The sequence below is a fragment of the Pseudomonas promysalinigenes genome (assembly GCF_014269025.2).
GTDB classification, from domain to species: Bacteria; Pseudomonadota; Gammaproteobacteria; order Pseudomonadales; family Pseudomonadaceae; genus Aquipseudomonas; species Aquipseudomonas promysalinigenes.
This window is the reverse complement of record NZ_CP077094.1, coordinates 3713346-3732266: the sequence shown is the minus strand read 5'-3', so window position 1 is coordinate 3732266 and position 18921 is coordinate 3713346. Positions and strand designations below refer to the sequence as shown.

Genomic DNA, 18921 nt, shown 5'->3' with positions numbered 1-18921 from the left:
GGTGCGGCTTCAGCCGCGATGGGGTCGGCGCCTTTCAGGCACGATGCACCGGGAAGGCCGTGGTGTACTTCATCTGTTCCATCGCAAAGCTGGAGGTGATATTCGACAGCCCCTCTGTGCGGGTGATCAGCTTTTTGTAGAAGCGGTCGTAGGCTGCGATATCACCCACCACGACCCGCAGCATGTAGTCCCAGTCCCCGGACATGCGATAAAACTCCATCACCTCCTCGAACCCTTTCACCGTATTGGCAAATTGCTCAAGCCACGCGCTGTCGTGGCGTTGAGTCTTGAGCTGGACGAACACGGTCAGCCCCAGCCCCAAACGTTCGGGGTCGAGCAGGGCGACGCGACCTAGGATGTAGCCGTCTTCCTCCAGGCGCTTCACGCGCTTCCAGCAAGGGGTGGTCGATAGGTTTACCGCCTCGGCCAGATCCTTCAGCGAGATTGACGCATCGCGCTGCAGTAGGGTGAGGATGTGTTGGTCGAAACTGTCCATGGTAGGGAACCGGCGAGAAATATTTTCCCCAGACTACCCTACGCCTAGGAAAATTTCCTGCGCGCTTCAGCATTGCCGCCGTAACAGGTTATTGCCATAGTTGCAGGCTTGAATTCTGCCAAAAATGGGCCTGACCATGTCTGACAAGCCGCGTAATTTCGCCACCCGTACCATCCACGCCGGTGAGCAGGCCAGCGTTGCCGACAACGCCATCTTCCCGCCCATCTACACCGCCAGCTCCTATATCAAGCGCAGCCTTGATGACCACCCACAGTACGCTTACAGCCGGGTAGGCAACCCAACTCGGCATGCCTACGAAAGCTGTGTGGCCGCCTTGGAGGAAGGCGTCGGCGCGGTAGCCTGCGCGTCGGGGGTCAATGCCACCGCCACGGTACTGGAGTTATTACCCAAGGACGCCCATGTGGTGGTGATGAACGGTGTTTACGGCGGGACGTTTCGCATCCTCGAAGATTTCCGCGGGCGTACTTCGGGCCTGACCACCACCTATGTCGACCTGAACGATGTCGCGGCAGTGGCCGCGGCCATCAAGCCCGAAACCCAGTTGATCTGGATCGAGTCACCCACCAACCCGTTGCTGCACCTGGTGGACATCCAGGCGGTCTGCGACCTGGCCCGCGCCCGCGGGATCCTGACCTGCATCGACAACACCTTCTGCTCACCTTGGAACCAACGGCCGATCACTCTCGGCGTAGACCTGGTGATGCACTCGGCGAGCAAATACATCGGCGGTCATTCCGACCTGACTGGCGGTGTGGTGGTGGCAGCCAACGATGAACTGCTCAGGCGGCTGCGCAAAATCAGCATGGCGGTGGGGGCGATTCAGGGGCCATTCGACTGCTACCTGGCCCTGCGCGGGATCAAGACCCTGGACGTGCGCATGGAGCGCCAATGCGCCAATGCGCTACAAGTGGCGCGCTTTCTCGAAGGCCACCCGCAGGTCGAGCAGGTGTTCTACCCAGGGCTGCCTAGCCACCCGCAACATGCCCTGTGCCAGCGTCAGATGCGTAGCGGTGGGGCTGTGGTAGCCATGAAAGTCAAAGGTGGTGACAGAGCAGCGCTCAATAGGTTGATTGAGGCACTGCACATTTTCGTGCTTGCCGACTCCCTGGGAGGGGTGGAGAGCATGATCAACCATTCCTGGAGCATGTCGCACAACTCGTTGACCCCTGCACAGAAGGCCGAGATGGGTATCAGCGAGAACCTGTTGCGCTTGTCGGTGGGGATCGAAGACTACCGTGACCTGATCGAGGATCTGGACGGCGCACTGAAGGCCTCAGCGGCTGGATAGCAACGCTGCCCCTATCGCCGCTGTGCCGACGATAGGGGCAACCGGAAGGTTCAGGCTTTAGGCGGATGAATGATTCGTTCGATCCTGTCCTTGAGCAGCAGCCGCTCCTTGCGCAGGCGGTTGACTGCGTCGTCGCTGGTGCCGTTGGCCTCTGCAGCGAGCACCTCTTTGTCTTTGGTGTTGTATTCCTTGTGCAGCTTGTGAAGGTCCTGGTCCTTGTCTATGAGCGCCTGGAATGCGTCAGCGGTAATGTGCAGGTCAGCGAGCAGGTCATGCGGAACTGGCATTTTTTCACCTCTGTCAGGGTTGTCGTTAAGATCCTGACCTTTGAGGATAGCTGCGTTTGGCCGCCTGCGTGGTTGGGTGGCCCAGCAACCGGGGTTTCGCCAGGCTGAACGGTTGCTGAACAAAATGTACGCAAAGTTTAAAAATGCATCGGCTCACGGATTTGTTACCGTCTTTTTCACAAAAAATTGATGGTGCGCTTTCTAGAGTTCCGCAACTTTCCCACGGTGCCGTCCGGCCCTGGGGTTGATAACAACTCTTGATTGCGAACGCCGATGCTCAACTTCAAATCCCTGCGGACTGAATGGGTCACGCTGTTGGCCAGTGTTTACCTGCTGGTCGGTCTGAACATGTTCCTCTGGGGGCACCTGCAAGAGGTAGTGCCTGCCGGGCCGACGGGGCTGTGGCTGTCCCTGGCGTTTGCCGTGCTTATGCTGTTCGCGTTCAATTTAGTGTTGACGTTGTTCGCTTTTCGCTACGTATTCAAACCGCTATTGACCGTGCTGTTCATCAGTGGCGCAAGTGCCGCTTACTTTATGAACCAGTATGGCGTGCTGATTGATTCGGGCATGTTCCGTAACATGGCCGAAACCAATATTGCGGAAGTGCGCGACTTGATGTCGTTCAAGTTTGCCGCCTACATACTTTTGCTTGGCATACTGCCGTCGGTACTGTTGTACAAAGCGCAGATCGCCTACCGCCCGTGGCACCGTGAAATCTTGGGCAAACTGGTGGTCAGCGGCGCGTGCGTGGTCGTATTGGGCTCTGTGGCACTGGTCAATTATCAAGGCTTGTCGTCGCTGTTTCGCAATCATCACGAACTGCGCCTGATGCTTACCCCAAGCAATGTCGTGGGCGCGACTATCGGTTATGTCAACGAGCGCGTCGGTACCGCAGCGCGGCCGTTCCAGTCGTATGGCGAAGATGCCAGGCGCGATGGGGCCTGGCAGAAACACGCGCGCAAATCATTGACCGTGCTGGTGGTGGGTGAAAGTGCACGAGCCGATCATTTCGGTGTGCTGGGATACGGGCGCGACACCACTCCGAACCTTGCCAAGGAACAGGGCTTGCTGAGTTTCAGCGATGTGCATTCCTGCGGGACCGAAACGGCCGTCTCGGTCCCGTGCATGTTTTCTGGCATGAAGCGCAAAGACTACGATGCTCGCGTGGCCAAGAACCGTGAAGGGCTGCTGGACATCCTCCAGCGTGCCGGGTTGGCCGTGCAGTGGCGCGATAACCAGTCGGGGTGCAAAGGCACTTGCGACCGGGTGCAGTTCATCGATGTCAGCAACCTCAAAGACCCGCAATTGTGCGCTGGCGGCGAGTGCCATGACGAAATTTTGCTGCAGGGCCTGAGCGAGTTGCTCGACAACCTCGACAAGGACACCGTGCTGGTGCTGCACCAAATGGGCAGCCACGGCCCTGAGTACTTCAAGCGCTATCCGGATGGGGGCGCACGCTTCACCCCGGTATGCCAGAGCAATGCCCTGAACCAATGCACTCAGCAGGAAATCATCAATGGCTACGACAATACCCTGGCCTACACGGACAAGGTTCTGGCTGCGCTGATCGATACCTTGCGCAGCAAGCAGGACCAGGTCGACACCGCCATGATCTACCTGTCCGACCACGGCGAGTCGCTGGGCGAGTACAACCTGTTCCTGCACGGTACGCCCTATGCCATCGCCCCGGAACAACAAAAGCACGTGCCTTTGCTGACTTGGTTCTCCGACAGCTACAAGGAGGACTTTGGCATCGACACCCAGTGCCTGGCCAAGCTCAGCGATGCACCGCTGTCCCAGGACAACCTGTTCCACTCGATGCTGGGGCTGCTGCAGGTGCGTACCGAGGTGTACCAGCAGTCGCTGGACATGTTTGCCAGCTGCCGGCCGTGGTTGGCCGCTCAGCGCTGAAGCCGTTCATCTAAACCAGGGATGGCGCAGGTTTCACCCCCAGGGCCCGCGCCGTATATACTGCGCGCCAATGTTTGTGGGAGAGCCTTGTGGCCATCGAAATTCACTGGATCCGTGACGACCAGACCCTGGCCGAACACTGCCGCACGTGGCGCGAACTGCCGTACGTGGCGCTCGACACCGAATTCATGCGGGTCGACACCTTCTACCCCAAAGCGGGCCTGATTCAGGTCGGGGACGGGCAGAGGGCTTTCCTGATCGATCCGCTGCTCATCGGCGACTGGCAGCCCTTGGCCGCACTCCTGGAGGACAGCAGCGTGGTCAAGGTGCTGCACGCCTGCAGCGAAGACCTCGAAGTGTTGCTGCGCCTGGCTGGCAAGCTGCCGCAACCCTTGTTCGACACGCAATTGGCGGCGGGTTACCTGAACCTGGGCTTCTCCATGGGCTATTCGCGCCTGGTGCAAGAGGTGCTGGGCATCGAACTGCCCAAGGGCGAAACCCGTTCCGACTGGTTGCAGCGGCCGCTCTCGGACACCCAGGTCAGCTACGCCGCCGAAGATGCCGTGCACCTGGCCGAGCTGTTCGAGGCTTTGCAGCCGCGCCTGTCCGCTGACAAGTACGCCTGGGTGCTCGAAGACGGTGCCGAGCTGGTGGCGGCGTTGCGCCGTGAGGTCGATCCCCAGATGCTGTACCGCGATGTGAAGCTTGCCTGGAAGCTCGGGCGCCAGCAGTTGGCTGTGCTGCGTGAGCTTTGCGCCTGGCGCGAGCGTGAAGCGCGTAGCCGCGATGTGCCCCGTAACCGCATCCTCAAAGAGCACTCGCTGTGGCCCATCGCCAAGAGCCAGCCCGACAACTTGTCGGCGTTGGCCAAGATCGAAGAGATGCACCCGCGCACCATTCGTCAGGACGGCGCCCAGTTGCTGGAGTTGATCAAGCGCGCGGGCAGCCTGCCAGCGGAGCAATGGCCACAGCCGCTCCCTGAGCCCCTGCCGATCGAAGCCGCTGGTATTCTCAAGCGCCTGCGCGCCATCGGCCAGGCCGAAGGCGAGCGCCTAGGCATTGCGCCTGAGCTGATGCTGCGCAAGAAAGCCCTGGAAGCCCTGCTCAAGAGCGGCTACCCCAATGGCCCCTATCAATTGCCCGATTCGCTGCGCGGCTGGCGCCGTGAGCGGATGGGCCAGGCCCTGCTGGATGACCTTGCAGGCGCTGGAGAGTCACAATGAAACGTATCTGCTCGATTTACAAAAGCCCACGCAAGAACGAAATGTACCTTTATGTGCTCAAGGCCGACGGCCTGGAGCGCGTGCCTGAAGCCCTGCTGCCGTTCTTCGGCACGCCGCAGCATGCCTTCGACCTGGTGCTCGGCCCCGAGCGCAAGCTGGCACGTGAAGACATCACCAAGGTGCTGGAAAACCTCGACAACCAGGGTTACCACCTGCAGATGCCGCCGCCGGACGATGAGTACATCGAGCACCTGCCCGAAGAGCTGCTGCGCCGTAACGACCCGGCCTGACCATGCGGGTACTGATCGCCGAGCATGATCATGCTCGATATACCGCGCTGTTACGCCAAGTGATGCCCGAGCTGCAGGTCCTGACCAGTGGCGACTCGGCCGAGCTTGCCCGCCAGGCACCCGATTGCCCGGTATGGCTCGGCCAGCCAGACCTGCTGGCGAGCCTTTTACGCCAGGGCCACAAACCGCAATGGGTGCAGTCGACCTGGGCTGGCATCACCCCATTGCTGGCCGAGGGGTTGCCGCGGGACTACCGGCTGAGCCGCGCCGTGGGCATTTTTGGCCAGGTCATGGCTGAATACATGCTGACCTACATGCTCGGCCATGAGCGCGAAGTGCTGTCGCGCCTGGTCAGCCAGGTTGAGCGGCGCTGGGATGATCGACCAGGGCGCACGCTGGAGGGGCGCAAAGCGCTGATCGTCGGTACCGGCGATATCGGCCAGCGGGTGGCTGAATTTCTCGTGCCGTTCGGTGTGAGCCTGTACGGCATTGCCAGCAGCGCACGCGAGCAAGCGCCGTTCGTCGAAGTGGCGGGCCTGGCGGACTTGCCTCGGATGGTCGGGGAAGTGGACTACGTGCTCAACCTGCTGCCCGACACCCCGGCTACCCACGACCTGTATGACGCTGCATTGCTGCGCTGCTTCAAGCCAACAGCACTGTTCATCAATGCTGGGCGCGGCGCAGCGGTGGTCGATGCCGACCTGGTCGAGGCGCTCAAGCAGGGGCATCTGGCTGGGGCGGTGATCGACGTCTGCCGGCAGGAGCCCCTGCCGCAGCGCCATCCATTCTGGACGGCCTGGGGGTTGCTGCTGACCGGGCACAGCTCGGCACCGACTTCGCCTGCGGCCATGGTGCGATTGTTTGCGGACAATCTGCAGGCCTATGCCCAAGGGCAGGCGTTGCGCGGGGAAGTCGACTTCGCCCGGGGTTATTGATCTGGCCAGCACTTGCCACCTAGGGACAGGCCCGCTTGCACCAGCGGGCTCCTGGTACTGACAAGCGGTCTAGCGTTGCCGAAGGCCAGGCTCTAGACTGGCGCCGCCGCGCACCGCGGCCTGAAAGATGAGTGCAGGAAACCTGTGTGATGATCGCTGACAGCACGCCGTTCTGGCGGCGCAAGACCCTCGAACAACTCAGCCCGCAAGAGTGGGAGTCACTGTGTGACGGCTGCGGCCTGTGTTGCTTGCAAAAGCTTGAGGACGAAGACGACAACAGCGTCTATTACACCCGTATTGCCTGCAAACTGCTGGACCTTCAGAGCTGCCAGTGCAGCGATTATCCCAACCGCTTCGCCCACGTACCGGACTGCATCCAGCTCACGCCGGGCAAGGCAGACCAGTTCAAGTGGCTGCCGAGCACCTGTGGCTATCGCCTGGTCAGCGAAGGCAAGGACCTGCCTGATTGGCATCATTTGGTTTGCGGTGACCGCAAGCAAGTGCATGAACAGCGCATTTCACAAGCTGGGCGTATGCTCAGTGAGCATGAAGTGGACGAAGACGACTGGGAAGACCACCTGATTTTCCGCGCCAGCTGAGTGGCGCCCCCGTCGCCTCTGAGTAACAAGGAGTTTCGCTATGCGTTGCCAGTGGGTGTTGCTGCTAGGGCTTGTGGCCTGTTCGTCTGCCTGGGCGAAAAAAGTCGACCTCGATTATCAGGTGCGCTTGTTACCTGCCAATGGCCAGGCCGAAGTGCGCCTGACCTTGGCTGAAGGCAGTGCCGTGCGTAGCCTGGACTTCGACTTAGGAAACAGCGGAGCCTACAGCGGCTTTCAGGCTGATGGCCAGTGGCAGCAGCAGGGCGAGCGTGGTGTATGGCACCCAGCAGCGGGCAAGACCAGCCTCAGCTACCGTGTGAAGCTGGACCAGAAGCTGCGCAGCGGCGCCTTCTCGTCACGCATCACCCCCCACTGGGCGTTGTTCCTTGGTGATCAGCTGGTGCCTCCTGCACGGCTCGACCAGCAAGACGGCACCGAGTTGGTGGCGCGGCTGAGCGTTGACCTGCCCGAGGGTTGGAAAAGCATCGAGACCGCCTGGCCGCGCATTGGCAAGGACAAGTTCCGCGTCGATAACGTATCCCGGCTGTTCGATCGCCCGACTGGCTGGATGCTCGCAGGGGAGCTTGGTAGCCGCCGTGCGCGCCTTGGCCAGACGGATGTAACCGTGGCAGCGCCAGTGGGGCAGGGCATGCGACGGATGGACAGCCTGACCCTGATGACGTTCGTTTGGCCGCAACTGCAGGCAGTGTTCCCACGTAACCCGGCCAAGCTACTGGTGGTGGGCGCCCGCGACGGCATGTGGCGTGGGGCGGCAGCCGCCTCTGGCTCAATCTACCTGCACAGCAGCCGGCCAATGGTCAGCGAGAACGGTAGCAGCACACTGGTGCGCGAGCTGGTGCAGCTGTTTGCGCAAATCCGCGTGGGCGATAACAGCGACTGGTTGGGTGAGAGCCTGACCGAGTACTACGCCACCGAACTGCTGCGCCGTGCCGGAGGTATCAGTGATGATCGCTACGAAGTCTTGCAGGCGCGCTTGCAAAAGCATGGGAGCAAGGTCAGCCAATTGCGCGCAGCGCATGCCAGCCCGGCGCAAGTGGCACGCGGGGTGATGTTGTTGCAAGCGCTGGACAAGGAGATCCGCATTCATACCCAGGCCAAGCGCTCCCTGGATGATGTGACGCGTGCACTGATGCGCCTGCCCAGCGTAAGCACCGAAGAATTTATACAGATCAGCGAGAGCGTACTGGGGCGTCGTTCTGAAGTACTGCAGAGCAAAGCCCTGCAGTAGCCGTGTGGCAGCGGTATCACCGGCGAATGAGCCTGGCAGGCTGCAGGGCGATCAGCTGCCGGTCAAAGGGTCTTTTCCGGTAACCGTCACCCCGCTGGTGGCCGCCTCGGCGCTGGCCTTGAGCGCCTCGAGGTCCGCTGCGCTGCGCTGAATGTCTGAGCGCAAGCGCTGATATTCCTGGCGATGTTTCTGCCACCAGGCCTTGGTCGCGCAGTGCCCACTGATGCCGCGGGCGACCGCCAGGCCGCCGACTGCCATCTGCAAAAGCCCGAGCAGCCCGCCGTGGCGCAGGCCTTTGGTAAACATCAGCGCGCCGCCGGCCAATGACCCCGCCCGCTCCAGGCCGTGAACATTGTGTGGCTCGCGTTTCTGGTTGGAATGGATATCAAGCATGACAAGCCCTCCGTGTGTAATGTTCACAGCTGACCTGCAGGTTCGGATCACCGTTCACTCGGTTTGCCCAAGGGTGTAGCGGCTTACTTGAATTTTGGCCCAGAGCGGGTATTCAGACCTTTGGCCATACGGTCATACAACACCACGTTGACCGTCGCCGCCAGGTTCATGCAACCCTGAGTGGGGATGTAGATGGTTTCTTCGCACCAGCCGCGCACTTCATCGCTCAACGAGCCATCCTCAGGCCCGAAGATATAGATCGCCCGATCCGGGTGAGTGTACTCGGGCAGCGGCCGTGCGCCGTCCACCAGCTCGACTGCCACCGGGGTGCAGCCCAGCGGAATGATGCGTTGCAGGTCGTCGATGCTGATCAGCGGGATGTCGTAGTGCACTCGCTTGGTGTCGGTGACGAAGTCGCGGGCGCGTTCATAGCGCTTGCCGGTGTAGAACACCGAGTTGACCCCGTAGCAACCCGCGGCGCGCATCACCGAACCAACGTTCTGCGCAGATTTAGGGTTGAACAGGCCAATGCAGCTGTACCGTTTGTTTGCCACGTGCCGGTGCCCTTCACGAAAAAAGAGCGCGATTATACGGGCTTGCCGGCAACTGCGGTGGGCAGGGTGACAGTCAGTCCTTTTTAAGCATGCCCGCCAGCCCGGCAAACGGGTTGTGGGTGGCTTTGGCGATGCTTGGGGTGCTGGTGGAGCCTTCGCTGAAATACTGCTGGTCGGTGTAGCGCGAGTGTTCGTTGTCGTGGCAGTACAGGCACAGCAGCTCCCAGTTGGAGCCGTCTTGCGGGTTGTTGTCGTGATTGTGGTCACGGTGATGCACGGTCAACTCGCTCAGGCGCTTGCCGGAGAATTCACGGGCACAGCGGCCACACACGTGCGGGTACATCTTCAGGGCTTTGTCGCGGTAGCCCATCTCCTTGTCGCGCTTGGCGTCGGCGAGGATGCGGTCGAGGCGGGCGGTGGCGGCGGAGGTAGAAGCCGAACTCATGGTGTTTCCTTTGTGCTGATCAGGCAGATGACGGTTATGCCATTGAGTCTAGCGCGCTTGCAGGGCAGGCGGACAGGCGAAAACCTGAATATAGGCGTAGCCTGTTCAAAGGTTCCCGACAGGAGGTTGCTGATGTACCACGCGCTCCTCGCCCTGCTGCTTGTCGCTGCCATGCCTGCGGCGCAAGCGACGGGTACGCCCACTCGGCTTAACACAACGGTACCCGGTGCGCCGGGTACGCCGACGCCTACGCCTTATCCGCAGATCACCCCCAGCACGCCACCGAAGGCCTACAACGGTGCACCGGGTGCGCCCTTGCTGCCGCCGATGCCGGTGCCAGGGCCGCCGAAGGACCAAGATTTGCCGGGTTTGCGTCAGGAGACAGGCAAACCACCAGTGCAGGATGATCGATAAGCGATTGCACAGGGCTGTGGGGGCGCCATACCCTCACGCAACGCCCAGCTCGCCAAGCACGAACGCATATTCCAGTGCCACATCGCGCAGCCCTTGGTATCGCCCACTCATGCCGCCATGCCCGGCGCCCATCTCGGTCTTGAGCAGCAGCAGATTGTCGTCGGTCTTGAGCGTTCGCAGGCGCGCTACCCATTTGGCCGCCTCCCAATACTGCACGCGGCTGTCGTTGTAGCCGGCTATCACCAGCATGGCTGGGTAAGCCTGGGCACTGACATTCTCGTACGGTGCATAGGCCTTGATCCGTGCATACACCTCAGGGTCCTGCGGGTTGCCCCATTCGTCGTACTCCGTGACGGTGAGGGGGAGTTCAGGGTCGAGCATGGTATTGAGCACATCGACGAACGGCACCTCAGCGATGGCGCAACGGAACAATTCCGGGCGCAAATTCAGCACCGCGCCCATCAGCAAGCCACCGGCGCTGCCGCCGCTGATGGCCAGCCGCTCGGGCGCCGTGACGCCTTGGCTGATCAAGTGCTCGGCACAAGCGATGAAGTCGCTGAAGCTGTTGTGTTTGTGTTCCTGCTTGCCAGCGCGGTACCAGGCCTCGCCCAGTTCGCCGCCACCACGCACATGAGCGATGGCAAAGCCTACGCCACGCTGCAAAAGGCTCAAGCGAGCGTGGGAGAACCATGGGTCCAGGCTTTCGCCGTAGGCGCCATAGCCATACAGGTAAAGTGGCACGGCCTTACCCTGGTCTTCGCGGCGGCGCACCAGGCTGATCGGCACCTCAGTGCCATCGGCAGCGGTTGCCCACAGGCGCTCACTGACGTAAGCGTCGGCGTCGAACGGGCCAAGCACAGGGGTTTGCTTGAGCACTGCCTGGGCACCGGTGGCCAGCTCCAACTGGCGCACCTGGGCGGGGCGGTTGAGGGCCTCGTAGCGCAGGCGTATACGCTTGCTGTCGAATTCCAGGCTGTCTTGCACATACAGGCTGTAGGCAGCATCCGGCAGGTCCACGCGGTAGGCTGGAAGGCCTTGTGGCCGCACCTCGATGATGGGCAGGCCGCCCTCGCGCAGGCTCAAGGTGAGCGCCTGGGCGTTCAGGCTCAAGCCCTCGATCATGGTGTCATCGCGATGCGGCACCAGCACCTGCCATTGCTCCTGGGTCGGGACCGAGGTGGCTGGGGCATGATAGAGGGCGAAGTTGATGCCTTGCCGGTTGCTGCGGATGAACCAGTGCCACTGGCCATCGAGCTGGCCGTGATCAGGGAAGTACTCATGGCCCTCTACCCGTGGAGCCAGGCAGGTGAACGCCGCTTGCGGGGTGCTGGCATCGAGCACCCAGGCTTCGCTGGTGGTCTTGCTGTTGAGCAGCAGTACCAATTGGCGCTCCGAGCTGGTGCGGTAGCAGTGCAGGAAAAACCGCCCGTCCGGTTCTTCGAACACCGTGCTGGCCTGAGCTTCGCCCAGCGTATGGCGGCGCAGGCGCCAAGGGCGATGGGTGTCGTCGAGCTGGGCGAAGAACAGGGTCTGACTGTCGTTGGCCCAAGTCATGCTGCCGTCGCAGTCGTCGAAGGGCAGGGTGGTCAGGTTGCCACTGGCCAGATCCTTGATATACAGGGTGTAGATTTCATCGCCACTGGTGTCCAGGCTGTAGGCCAGCAGGCGGTGGTCGGGGCTGACGTTGAACGTGCCCAGCGACAGGAAACCGCCGTTGGCCAGGGCGTTGGGGTCGAGCAGCAGTTGTTCCTGGCTTTGATCGACCGTATTGGAATCGTCCGCTGGGCGTGGGCAGCGGTAATGGCGTGGGTACTCGTCACCTGCGGTGGTACGGGTGTAGTAAAGGTACGGGCCCCAGGGCGAAGGCAGCGACAGGTCGGTTTCCAATATGCGGCTTTTGATCTCTTCGAACAACTGCTCGCGCAGCGGCGCCTGGTCGGCCAGGCAGGCTTGCTGGTAGGCATTTTCTGCTTGCAGATAATCGAGCACCTGCTGGGTGTCGCGTTGTTGCAACCAGGCATAGGGGTCGCCGGTTTGGTCTTGGTGAGCAATGGGGGGCTGGGGCTTGGTTGGCATCGGGGATCTCTTGACCGGAGCATGGGACGCTGTTTGCGCCCTGAAATGTGTTTATCATAGGCATCTATTTGTCTGGCTTGCACCAACACCATGATCGAGAACGACTACACCTTTGCCTGGGGCCTCTACGTTGTCGCGGCGCTGGGCTGCCTGCTGGTGGGCTTCAAACTCACTGGCTGGATGTGGCGCTGGCTGCGCGAACCGCTGCGGGTGATCCTGGCGGTGCTGCTGTTCACGCCGACCATCGTTGACCCCGTCAAAGACAGTTTCGCTCCGGCCATCGCCATCACCGCTTTGGATCTGGCGTTCAAGGTCGGCAACAATGCCTGGCGAGCGATTTCCGATTTCGCCATGTATGGCATGTTCGCCTTTGCCCTCTACATCGTCTTCGTGCTGGTGCGCTGGCCGCTGGAAAAGCGCGCCCGCGAGCGCCGCGCCATGGCCCAGGCGGCTGCTGAGCGCCGCGCGGCCGAGGACAATGCCGTGGTGCAAACGCCGCTGGCCGCCGAGCGCAACGACCGTTATCGCGACGATCCGCCACCTGCCGCGCCAGCCGCCGGTCGCGGCCGGGTCGAGCCACGGCTGTAAAATCAGGTACTGCTATGTGTGAATTGCTGGGCATGAGTGCCAACGTCCCAACCGACATCGTCTTCAGCTTCACCGGCTTGATGCAGCGCGGTGGGCGCACCGGGCCGCACCGGGACGGCTGGGGCATCGCCTTCTACGAGGGGCGCGGCCTGCGCCTGTTCCAGGACCCGGCAGCAAGCAGTGAGTCGGAGGTCGCCAACCTGGTGCAGCGCTACCCGATCAAAAGCGAAGTGGTGATCGGCCATATTCGCCAGGCCAACGTAGGTCGTGTGTGCCTGTCGAACACTCACCCCTTCGTGCGCGAAATGTGGGGGCGCAACTGGTGCTTCGCGCACAATGGCCAGTTGGGCGAATTCAAAGGCCAGGCCACGTTCTATCGCCCGGTCGGTGATACCGACAGCGAAGCGGCCTTCTGCGACCTGCTCAACCGCGTCCGTGCGGCCTTCCCAGAGCCCGTGGAGGTCGAACAACTGCTGCCTGTGCTGGTGGAGGCGTGCGCGGAGTATCGCGGCAAAGGGGTGTTCAATTGCCTGCTCAGCGATGGCGACTGGCTTTTTTGCTTCTGCTCGACCAAGCTGGTGCATATCACTCGGCGCGCACCATTTGGCGCAGCCCGTTTGAAAGATGTCGACCTGATTGTCGATTTTCACACCCAAACGACCCCCAACGACGTAGTCACCGTCATCGCCACCGAGGCGTTGACCGAGAACGAAACCTGGAACCGCTACGAGCCCGGCCAGTGGGCATTGTGGCGGCATGGAGAGTGCGTTTCGCAAGGCCAGAGCTAAGGACGCTGCATGTTCATCAGTTATCTGCGTTTGCTGTTGTTCACCTTCGGCCTGCTGGCCGGTATCCAGGTGCCTGGGCTGGTCAAGGACTATAGCCAGCGAACCGAGGCTCACCTGTTCGAGTCACGCCAGGCGCTGGACGGCTTCAAGCAGACTGCCGAGCGTTTTTTCAACGGGGATCTGCAGGCTTTGGTACGCCATTACCGCGCCAGTGACGACCCGGTGTTCCTCAGCGATGCCAACAGCATCGAGAGCCTGCTGATTCGCAATCAACGCCTGGAAGACGAGTGGCAGGCACTGCAGGGGTCGTGGCTGAGCCGCACCTGGCATGTGCTGGTACAGCCAGACCGGCAACTGCGCGAAGAGACGCTCAAAGGCTACAGCTACCAGATTCTGCTGGTACCCGAGGCGATTGGCTGGGGTATCGGTGTTGGCTTCTTGCTGGCCTTCGTGGTTGAGAGCCTGCTGCTGGGAATCGGCTGGGTAATCCTGGGTGGGCGCCGCCGAGGCACGGTGAAAGAGAGCTGGCGCTGATTGCTCTGTTGCCAAGCGCACTCACAGGAGTATCCCTGCCTCTGGGGGCCAGCTTGCTGTGAAGCGGGCTGGCCCGCGAAAGGGGCGGTGCAGGCAGAGCACAACTGTCAGGCCAGCACTATCCGCTGTTCGCCTACTTCCCGCGCATAACGTTCGAGTACTTGCCGGCACACCCCGACCACCTCGTCCACCAATGCCACGCCGGTCTGCCAAGCCACCACCAGCTCAAGGCTGGGCGGTGACGGCAACCCATTGAGCAGCACCAGCTCACCGCGTGCCAGCTCAGTGGCCACCAGCGCCGGTGGCAAAGCACCAATGCCGAAACCATCGCGCAGCAGCCGCGTGATCGCCGCGACCGAGTTCACACAGTTCAACCGAGGCGCCTGGGCTCCGGCTGCCTGTAGCAGGGTGAGTACCTCCTGGTGCGGCCGGGAGTTTTTCGAGAAAGTGACGATCCGCTCGCGGCCAAGCTCGGCCAATGAGTCATAACCGCGCTGGTACACCGAGTTGGCCGCCACCACCCAGCCCATCGGGTAGCGCGCCAGGTCCTGGCTGCGGATCGACTGTTCGCGTAGCAGGTCGGTCTGCAGGATCAGGTCCAGAAAGCCCTTTTGCAACTGCTCGCGCAGATTCAAAGCGGTGTCGGCAACCAGCTCGATTTCGACCTGCGGGTAGCGCTCGCTCAACTCCGCCACCAACCCGCTCATCCAGGTATGGATCACCGTGTCCATCACGCCTAGGCGAATTCGCCCGACCTTGGCCCGGTCGCTGTCCAGTGACTGCTTCATGGCCTTTGCCGTTTCCAGCATGCGCTCGGCGTGCTCCAGCACTTTGCTGCCCTCAGGTGTCAGGCTGACCCCGCGCGAGTCGCGCAGCAGCAGTTTTACCCCAAGGTCAGCTTCCAGCGCGGCAATCCGGCTGGATACCGACGCCTGTGTAGTGAACAGCCTATCGGCGGTGAGACGGAAGCTCTTGAGCCGGGCGACCCACACGAAAGTTTCAAGGAAGCGAAGGTTCATGATCAGTTTTTCTTGTTCCAGACCGGCGGTTTTTCTCGTTGGACTCAGGCGGCGGCGCCTCTGAACATTAAGCCAGGCCGCGACGCCTGACGTCGCCCATAAAACAATACCAACAAGCCGAGGCAAGCATGAACCCAAGTGGCGTGCAGCAGCAGGTGCAATCCCCTGCTTCGACCGGGCCGTTCGCCTGGTACCGTGACATCGACTCCCAGCAACGACGCACATTCTGGAGCTGCAAGATTGGCTACGGCCTGGACGGCATGGACACCCAGATGCTCAGCTTCGTGATCCCTACGCTGATCATGCTGTGGGGCATCAGCACCGCCGAGGCCGGGCTGATCCACACCAGCACATTGATCGCGTCGGCAATCGGGGGCTGGGTCGCGGGTATCCTCTCCGACCGCATCGGGCGTGTGCGTACCTTGCAACTGACAGTGTTGTGGTTTGCCTTCTTCACCTTCCTCTGCGGCTTGGCTCAAAGCTACGAGCAACTGCTGATCGCCCGTACCTTGATGGGCTTTGGTTTTGGCGGCGAATGGACGGCAGGCGCGGTGTTGATAGGGGAGGTCATCCGCGCCCAGGACCGTGGCAAGGCGGTGGGTATGGTGCAGTCGGGCTGGGCCATTGGATGGGGCCTGACGGCGATACTCTATGCGCTGCTGTTCTCCTGGCTGCCGGCCGAGCAGGCCTGGCGTGCGTTGTTCCTGCTAGGCCTGGTGCCGGCGATTTTCGTGATCTTCGTGCGCCGCCTGGTGAAAGACCCTCAGGTGTACCGCCAGGCCAAAGCGGTGGAAAAAACCGAGGCACCTGCGCACTTCTATGAGATTTTTGGCCCCAGCATGCTCTGGACTACCGTGCGTGCGTCGTTGCTGACCACCGGTGCGCTGGGTGGCTACTACGCCATCACTTCATGGTTGCCCACCTTCCTCAAGAACGAACGTGGCCTGAGCGTGTTGGGCACCGGCGGCTATCTGGCGATGGTGATCGTCGGCTCCTATGTCGGGTATGTGGTCAGTGCCTATCTTTGCGATCTGCTGGGGCGCAAGAAGAATTTCATTCTGTTCGCGGTGGGGTCGTTCATCATCGTGCTGCTGTACACCCAGCTGCCCGTCAGTGATGCAGTGATGCTGTGGCTGGGCTTGCCACTGGGTTTCTTCGCCTCGGGGATTTTCAGCGGTATGGGCGCCTTTCTCACCGAACTGTTTCCCACGCGTGTACGGGGTTCGGGGCAGGGCTTTTGCTACAACATCGGCAAGGTCATCGCTGCGCTGTTTCCGCTGATGATCGGCTTGCTTGGCCAGAAGATCCCCCTGGGCCTGGGCATTGGCGTGTTCGCTGCGGTGTCTTATGGCGTAGTGATCATCGCAGCGCTGAGCTTGCCGGAAACACGCGGCAAACAGTTGCAGGCGCGGTAAGGTAGGCCTATGAACACCGTCACGGGAGCACATCTGGTGAAACCCCTGCTACTCAATTGCGACATGGGCGAAAGTTTCGGCAGCTGGCGCATGGGCCTGGATGCCGAGGTCATGCCCCATATCGATTGCGCCAACATAGCCTGTGGTTACCACGCAGGCGATCCGAGCATCATGCGGCGTACCGTCGCCTTGGCGCTGGAGCATAACGTGACCATCGGGGCTCACCCGGCCTACCCGGACCTGGTCGGCTTCGGCCGCCGCTCGATGGCCTGCAGCGCTGAAGAAATCCGCGACCTGCTGCATTACCAGGTCGGCGCTCTGGATGGCATCTGCAAGGTGCTCGGCGGCCGCGTGGCGTATGTGAAGCCCCACGGCGCGCTGTACAACGACATGATGGCTGACCCGCGCACACTGCGCACCGTGTTGGAGGCCGTGGCAGCCTATCAGAGCGGCCTGCCGCTGGTGCTCATGGCCACTGCCGACAACCGCGCGGCCCAGGCGTTGGGCGATGAGGTGGGGGTGCCGCTGTGGTTCGAAGCCTTTGCCGACCGCGCCTACACCGCCAGCGGCCACCTTGTGTCGCGGCGCCTGCCTGGGGCGGTGCACCATGAGCCGGCTCGGGTGATCGAGCAGGCGCTGCGCCTGGCCAGGGGGCAAGCGCTGGTGGCGGACGATGGCAGTGCATTGAAACTTGCAGCCAGTACCCTGTGCGTGCACGGCGACAACGACAGTTCGGTGGCTGCGGTGCGGCAGATCCGTCAGGCACTGGAGGGGTTGGCGCTGTGATGACGCTGCGTATCGAGGTGGTGGCCATCGACAGCCTGATGGTGCGCCTGTTCGACCGGATAGACGAGGCCAATATGCCCTGGGTGCTTGCCGCCAGCCAGCTGCTGAGCGCAGTGTTCGGTAAGCATCTATTGGACCTGGTGCCTTCCTATACCACGCTGATGCTGCAATCGGACCTGCCACCGCGTCAGGCCAGGGCGCTGATCGGCCAGGCGTTGACTGGGCTGCAGGCTGACACCGGTAATACGGGCCAGCGTCATGAAATCCCGGTTTGGTACGACGCCAGCGTTGGCCCGGAATTACCCGTACTGGCCGCTCGCACGGGGCTGAGTGAAGCCGAGGTGATCCGCCTGCATAGCCAGCGCGAGTACCCGGTATTTGCCTTGGGCTTTGCCCCAGGTTTCGGGTTCATGGGGCTCGTCGACGAGCGTCTGGCCAGCCCGCGCCTGAGCACGCCGCGCAAGCGGGTAGCGGCCGGCAGCGTCGGTATCGCCGAACGCCAGACGGCCGCTTACCCGGCTGTGTCGCCAGGAGGCTGGAACCTGATCGGCCGCACTGCGGTGCGCCTGTTCGATCGTGAGCGCGAGGGTTATAGCCTGCTGCAACCGGGTGATCGCGTGCGTTTCGTGGCGGTGTCGAGGGCCGAGTTTATGGCCCTGGGTGGGGATGTGGAGAGGCAGGCATGAAGCGCTTGAGGATTGAGGCCAGCAATGCGTTGTGTCAGTTGCAGGATGCTGGTCGCTTCGGTGTGCGCCACTTGGGGGTGACTCAGGGCGGGGCGTTGGACTGGGTAGCGATGCACTGGGCCAATTGGCTGCTCGGTAACCCACTAAGCGCGCCGGTGGTCGAGGTGGCGCTGGGTGGCCTGACTCTGGTGGCCGAGCAGGATTGTGTACTGGCGCTAGCAGGGGCGGACCTGGACGCACGGGTAGACGATCAGCCACTGCTGCCCTGGCGCAGCTTTGCCCTGGCCCAAGGCCAGCGCCTGACCCTCAAACAGCCCAAGCATGGGGTACGCGCGTATCTGGCGGCGCCGGGCGGGTTTCTTGGTGAACAGGTGTTGGGTAGTTGTGCCACGGTCGTGCGCGAAGCACTGGGGGGGATCGAGGGTGACGGCAGTGCACTGGCGCAAGGGCAGGCCCTGACCTACCTTGGCGCTTCACCCGCCCTGCGCGAGGTGCCGGCGCAGTTGCGTCCGGTTTATGCACAAAAGCCGTCGCTCGACCTGGTGATGGGCGCACAGATCGGTGACTTCAGCGGTATCAGCTTGTTCGATGCTTTCAACCGTGATTGGACACTGGACAGCCGCGCCGATCGCATGGGCATCCGCCTGCTGGGGCCGCAGTTGGTTTACCAAGGCAAGCCGATGATTTCCGAAGGTATTCCGCTGGGGGCGGTGCAGGTGCCGCCGGACGGGCAGCCGATCGTATTGCTCAATGACCGACAAACCATCGGCGGTTACCCGCGGCTGGGGGCGCTGACGCCTTTGGCGTTGGCTGAGCTGGCGCAGTGCATGCCGGGGACGCAGGTGCGGTTCAGGGCGGTGGTGCAGGACCAGGCCTGGCAGCAGCATCAGGCCTATGGTCAGCGTTGGGCGTGAGGGGCAGGGG

22 protein-coding genes are annotated in these 18921 nt (G+C 62.0%); 15 read left to right on the top strand and 7 right to left on the bottom strand.

The annotated features are described in order from the left end of the window. Nucleotides 1-34 precede the first annotated feature (34 nt). On the bottom strand, nt 35-496 hold the full coding sequence (locus HU725_RS16920) for an Lrp/AsnC family transcriptional regulator (protein ID WP_060480389.1): 462 nt from the start codon (nt 494-496) through the stop codon (nt 35-37). 124 nt (nt 497-620) lie between these two features. Here HU725_RS16920 and HU725_RS16915 point away from each other — a divergent pair, with 124 nt between their 5' ends. Next, nucleotides 621-1805, top strand: a complete 1185-nt coding sequence (locus HU725_RS16915; RefSeq protein WP_060480388.1) for a trans-sulfuration enzyme family protein — start codon at nt 621-623, stop codon at nt 1803-1805. 50 nt (nt 1806-1855) lie between these two features. On the opposite strand, the gene HU725_RS16910 is transcribed toward HU725_RS16915, so the two are convergent. After that, nucleotides 1856-2092, bottom strand: coding sequence for an HP1242/YdcH family protein (locus HU725_RS16910; protein ID WP_060480387.1), 237 nt, complete (start codon nt 2090-2092; stop codon nt 1856-1858). Nucleotides 2093-2365: 273 nt separating this feature from the next. Here HU725_RS16910 and HU725_RS16905 point away from each other — a divergent pair, with 273 nt between their 5' ends. From HU725_RS16905 to HU725_RS16880, 6 genes are all read left to right on the top strand, one after another. Further along, nucleotides 2366-4003 carry a phosphoethanolamine transferase gene (locus HU725_RS16905; protein ID WP_186478889.1) on the top strand — a complete coding sequence of 546 codons (1638 nt, stop codon included), beginning with the start codon at nt 2366-2368 and terminating at the stop codon, nt 4001-4003. A gap of 89 nt (nt 4004-4092) precedes the next feature. Continuing rightward, nucleotides 4093-5226: a ribonuclease D gene (rnd, locus tag HU725_RS16900; protein ID WP_186478890.1), complete on the top strand. Its 1134-nt coding sequence runs from the start codon at nt 4093-4095 to the stop codon at nt 5224-5226. Beyond that, on the top strand, nt 5223-5516 hold the full coding sequence (locus HU725_RS16895) for a YcgL domain-containing protein (protein ID WP_060480567.1): 294 nt from the start codon (nt 5223-5225) through the stop codon (nt 5514-5516). The genes rnd and HU725_RS16895 overlap by 4 nt, the downstream gene beginning before the upstream one ends. A gap of 2 nt (nt 5517-5518) precedes the next feature. Beyond that, nucleotides 5519-6451: a D-2-hydroxyacid dehydrogenase gene (locus tag HU725_RS16890; RefSeq protein WP_186478891.1), complete on the top strand. Its 933-nt coding sequence runs from the start codon at nt 5519-5521 to the stop codon at nt 6449-6451. Between the two features lie 149 nt (nt 6452-6600). After that, entirely contained in the window at nt 6601-7050 is a 450-nt protein-coding gene (locus HU725_RS16885; RefSeq protein WP_060480565.1) for a YcgN family cysteine cluster protein, read from the top strand. 40 nt (nt 7051-7090) lie between these two features. Beyond that, nucleotides 7091-8299 (top strand): hypothetical protein, encoded by a 1209-nt coding sequence (locus HU725_RS16880; RefSeq protein WP_186478892.1) that lies wholly within the window; start codon nt 7091-7093, stop codon nt 8297-8299. Nucleotides 8300-8350: 51 nt separating this feature from the next. Here the strand turns inward: HU725_RS16880 and HU725_RS16875 are convergent, their stop codons facing one another. From HU725_RS16875 to HU725_RS16865, 3 genes are all read right to left on the bottom strand, one after another. Next, nucleotides 8351-8692 carry a DUF2892 domain-containing protein gene (locus HU725_RS16875; RefSeq protein WP_060480563.1) on the bottom strand — a complete coding sequence of 114 codons (342 nt, stop codon included), beginning with the start codon at nt 8690-8692 and terminating at the stop codon, nt 8351-8353. Nucleotides 8693-8775: 83 nt separating this feature from the next. Beyond that, nucleotides 8776-9246 carry an RNA methyltransferase gene (locus HU725_RS16870; RefSeq protein ID WP_186478893.1) on the bottom strand — a complete coding sequence of 157 codons (471 nt, stop codon included), beginning with the start codon at nt 9244-9246 and terminating at the stop codon, nt 8776-8778. A gap of 73 nt (nt 9247-9319) precedes the next feature. Next, nucleotides 9320-9691: a YajD family HNH nuclease gene (locus HU725_RS16865; RefSeq protein ID WP_023381762.1), complete on the bottom strand. Its 372-nt coding sequence runs from the start codon at nt 9689-9691 to the stop codon at nt 9320-9322. 132 nt (nt 9692-9823) lie between these two features. On the opposite strand from HU725_RS16865, the gene HU725_RS16860 reads away from it, so the two are divergent. After that, nucleotides 9824-10105, top strand: coding sequence for a hypothetical protein (locus tag HU725_RS16860; RefSeq protein WP_060480561.1), 282 nt, complete (start codon nt 9824-9826; stop codon nt 10103-10105). A gap of 33 nt (nt 10106-10138) precedes the next feature. Here the strand turns inward: HU725_RS16860 and HU725_RS16855 are convergent, their stop codons facing one another. Beyond that, nucleotides 10139-12181 carry a S9 family peptidase gene (locus HU725_RS16855; RefSeq protein ID WP_186478894.1) on the bottom strand — a complete coding sequence of 681 codons (2043 nt, stop codon included), beginning with the start codon at nt 12179-12181 and terminating at the stop codon, nt 10139-10141. A gap of 90 nt (nt 12182-12271) precedes the next feature. Between HU725_RS16855 and HU725_RS16850 the strand changes: the two genes are divergently transcribed. From HU725_RS16850 to HU725_RS16840, 3 genes are read left to right on the top strand one after another with little or no spacing between them, the layout of a single operon-like run. Then, a complete protein-coding gene (locus HU725_RS16850; RefSeq protein ID WP_060480559.1) occupies nt 12272-12769 on the top strand; it encodes a hypothetical protein in 498 nt (165 codons plus the stop codon). A gap of 14 nt (nt 12770-12783) precedes the next feature. Continuing rightward, on the top strand, nt 12784-13557 hold the full coding sequence (locus HU725_RS16845; protein ID WP_186478895.1) for a class II glutamine amidotransferase: 774 nt from the start codon (nt 12784-12786) through the stop codon (nt 13555-13557). A gap of 9 nt (nt 13558-13566) precedes the next feature. After that, nucleotides 13567-14091, top strand: a complete 525-nt coding sequence (locus tag HU725_RS16840) for a DUF2937 family protein (protein ID WP_060480557.1) — start codon at nt 13567-13569, stop codon at nt 14089-14091. A 107-nt stretch (nt 14092-14198) separates the two neighbouring features. On the opposite strand, the gene HU725_RS16835 is transcribed toward HU725_RS16840, so the two are convergent. After that, a complete protein-coding gene (locus tag HU725_RS16835; protein WP_186478896.1) occupies nt 14199-15110 on the bottom strand; it encodes a LysR family transcriptional regulator in 912 nt (303 codons plus the stop codon). A gap of 128 nt (nt 15111-15238) precedes the next feature. Here HU725_RS16835 and HU725_RS16830 point away from each other — a divergent pair, with 128 nt between their 5' ends. Genes HU725_RS16830 through HU725_RS16815 form a run of 4 tightly spaced genes read left to right on the top strand, consistent with a single transcriptional unit; the run spans nt 15239 to nt 18911 of the window. Next, complete coding sequence (locus tag HU725_RS16830; protein ID WP_186478897.1) at nt 15239-16525, top strand: MFS transporter; 1287 nt, start codon at nt 15239-15241, stop codon at nt 16523-16525. Between the two features lie 9 nt (nt 16526-16534). After that, nucleotides 16535-17311: a 5-oxoprolinase subunit PxpA gene (locus HU725_RS16825; protein ID WP_186478898.1), complete on the top strand. Its 777-nt coding sequence runs from the start codon at nt 16535-16537 to the stop codon at nt 17309-17311. Next, nucleotides 17311-17997, top strand: coding sequence for a 5-oxoprolinase subunit PxpB (gene pxpB, locus HU725_RS16820; RefSeq protein WP_186478899.1), 687 nt, complete (start codon nt 17311-17313; stop codon nt 17995-17997). Before HU725_RS16825 ends, pxpB begins: the two co-directional genes overlap by 1 nt. After that, the gene (locus tag HU725_RS16815) at nt 17994-18911 is read left to right on the top strand and encodes a 5-oxoprolinase subunit C family protein (protein WP_186478900.1); all 918 of its coding nucleotides are present in this window, start codon (nt 17994-17996) and stop codon (nt 18909-18911) included. The genes pxpB and HU725_RS16815 overlap by 4 nt, the downstream gene beginning before the upstream one ends. Nucleotides 18912-18921 lie beyond the last annotated feature (10 nt).

Coding starts and splice junctions, on each gene's coding strand:
- HU725_RS16920 (WP_060480389.1), bottom strand. CDS start 496: ATGGACAGTTTCGACCAACACATCCTCACCCTACTGCAGCGCGATGCG.
- HU725_RS16915 (WP_060480388.1), top strand. CDS start 621: ATGGGCCTGACCATGTCTGACAAGCCGCGTAATTTCGCCACCCGTACC.
- HU725_RS16910 (WP_060480387.1), bottom strand. CDS start 2,092: ATGCCAGTTCCGCATGACCTGCTCGCTGACCTGCACATTACCGCTGAC.
- HU725_RS16905 (WP_186478889.1), top strand. CDS start 2,366: ATGCTCAACTTCAAATCCCTGCGGACTGAATGGGTCACGCTGTTGGCC.
- HU725_RS16895 (WP_060480567.1), top strand. CDS start 5,223: ATGAAACGTATCTGCTCGATTTACAAAAGCCCACGCAAGAACGAAATG.
- HU725_RS16890 (WP_186478891.1), top strand. CDS start 5,519: ATGCGGGTACTGATCGCCGAGCATGATCATGCTCGATATACCGCGCTG.
- HU725_RS16885 (WP_060480565.1), top strand. CDS start 6,601: ATGATCGCTGACAGCACGCCGTTCTGGCGGCGCAAGACCCTCGAACAA.
- HU725_RS16880 (WP_186478892.1), top strand. CDS start 7,091: ATGCGTTGCCAGTGGGTGTTGCTGCTAGGGCTTGTGGCCTGTTCGTCT.
- HU725_RS16875 (WP_060480563.1), bottom strand. CDS start 8,692: ATGCTTGATATCCATTCCAACCAGAAACGCGAGCCACACAATGTTCAC.
- HU725_RS16865 (WP_023381762.1), bottom strand. CDS start 9,691: ATGAGTTCGGCTTCTACCTCCGCCGCCACCGCCCGCCTCGACCGCATC.
- HU725_RS16860 (WP_060480561.1), top strand. CDS start 9,824: ATGTACCACGCGCTCCTCGCCCTGCTGCTTGTCGCTGCCATGCCTGCG.
- HU725_RS16855 (WP_186478894.1), bottom strand. CDS start 12,181: ATGCCAACCAAGCCCCAGCCCCCCATTGCTCACCAAGACCAAACCGGC.
- HU725_RS16850 (WP_060480559.1), top strand. CDS start 12,272: ATGATCGAGAACGACTACACCTTTGCCTGGGGCCTCTACGTTGTCGCG.
- HU725_RS16845 (WP_186478895.1), top strand. CDS start 12,784: ATGTGTGAATTGCTGGGCATGAGTGCCAACGTCCCAACCGACATCGTC.
- HU725_RS16840 (WP_060480557.1), top strand. CDS start 13,567: ATGTTCATCAGTTATCTGCGTTTGCTGTTGTTCACCTTCGGCCTGCTG.
- HU725_RS16835 (WP_186478896.1), bottom strand. CDS start 15,110: ATGAACCTTCGCTTCCTTGAAACTTTCGTGTGGGTCGCCCGGCTCAAG.
- HU725_RS16830 (WP_186478897.1), top strand. CDS start 15,239: ATGAACCCAAGTGGCGTGCAGCAGCAGGTGCAATCCCCTGCTTCGACC.
- HU725_RS16825 (WP_186478898.1), top strand. CDS start 16,535: ATGAACACCGTCACGGGAGCACATCTGGTGAAACCCCTGCTACTCAAT.
- pxpB (WP_186478899.1), top strand. CDS start 17,311: ATGACGCTGCGTATCGAGGTGGTGGCCATCGACAGCCTGATGGTGCGC.
- HU725_RS16815 (WP_186478900.1), top strand. CDS start 17,994: ATGAAGCGCTTGAGGATTGAGGCCAGCAATGCGTTGTGTCAGTTGCAG.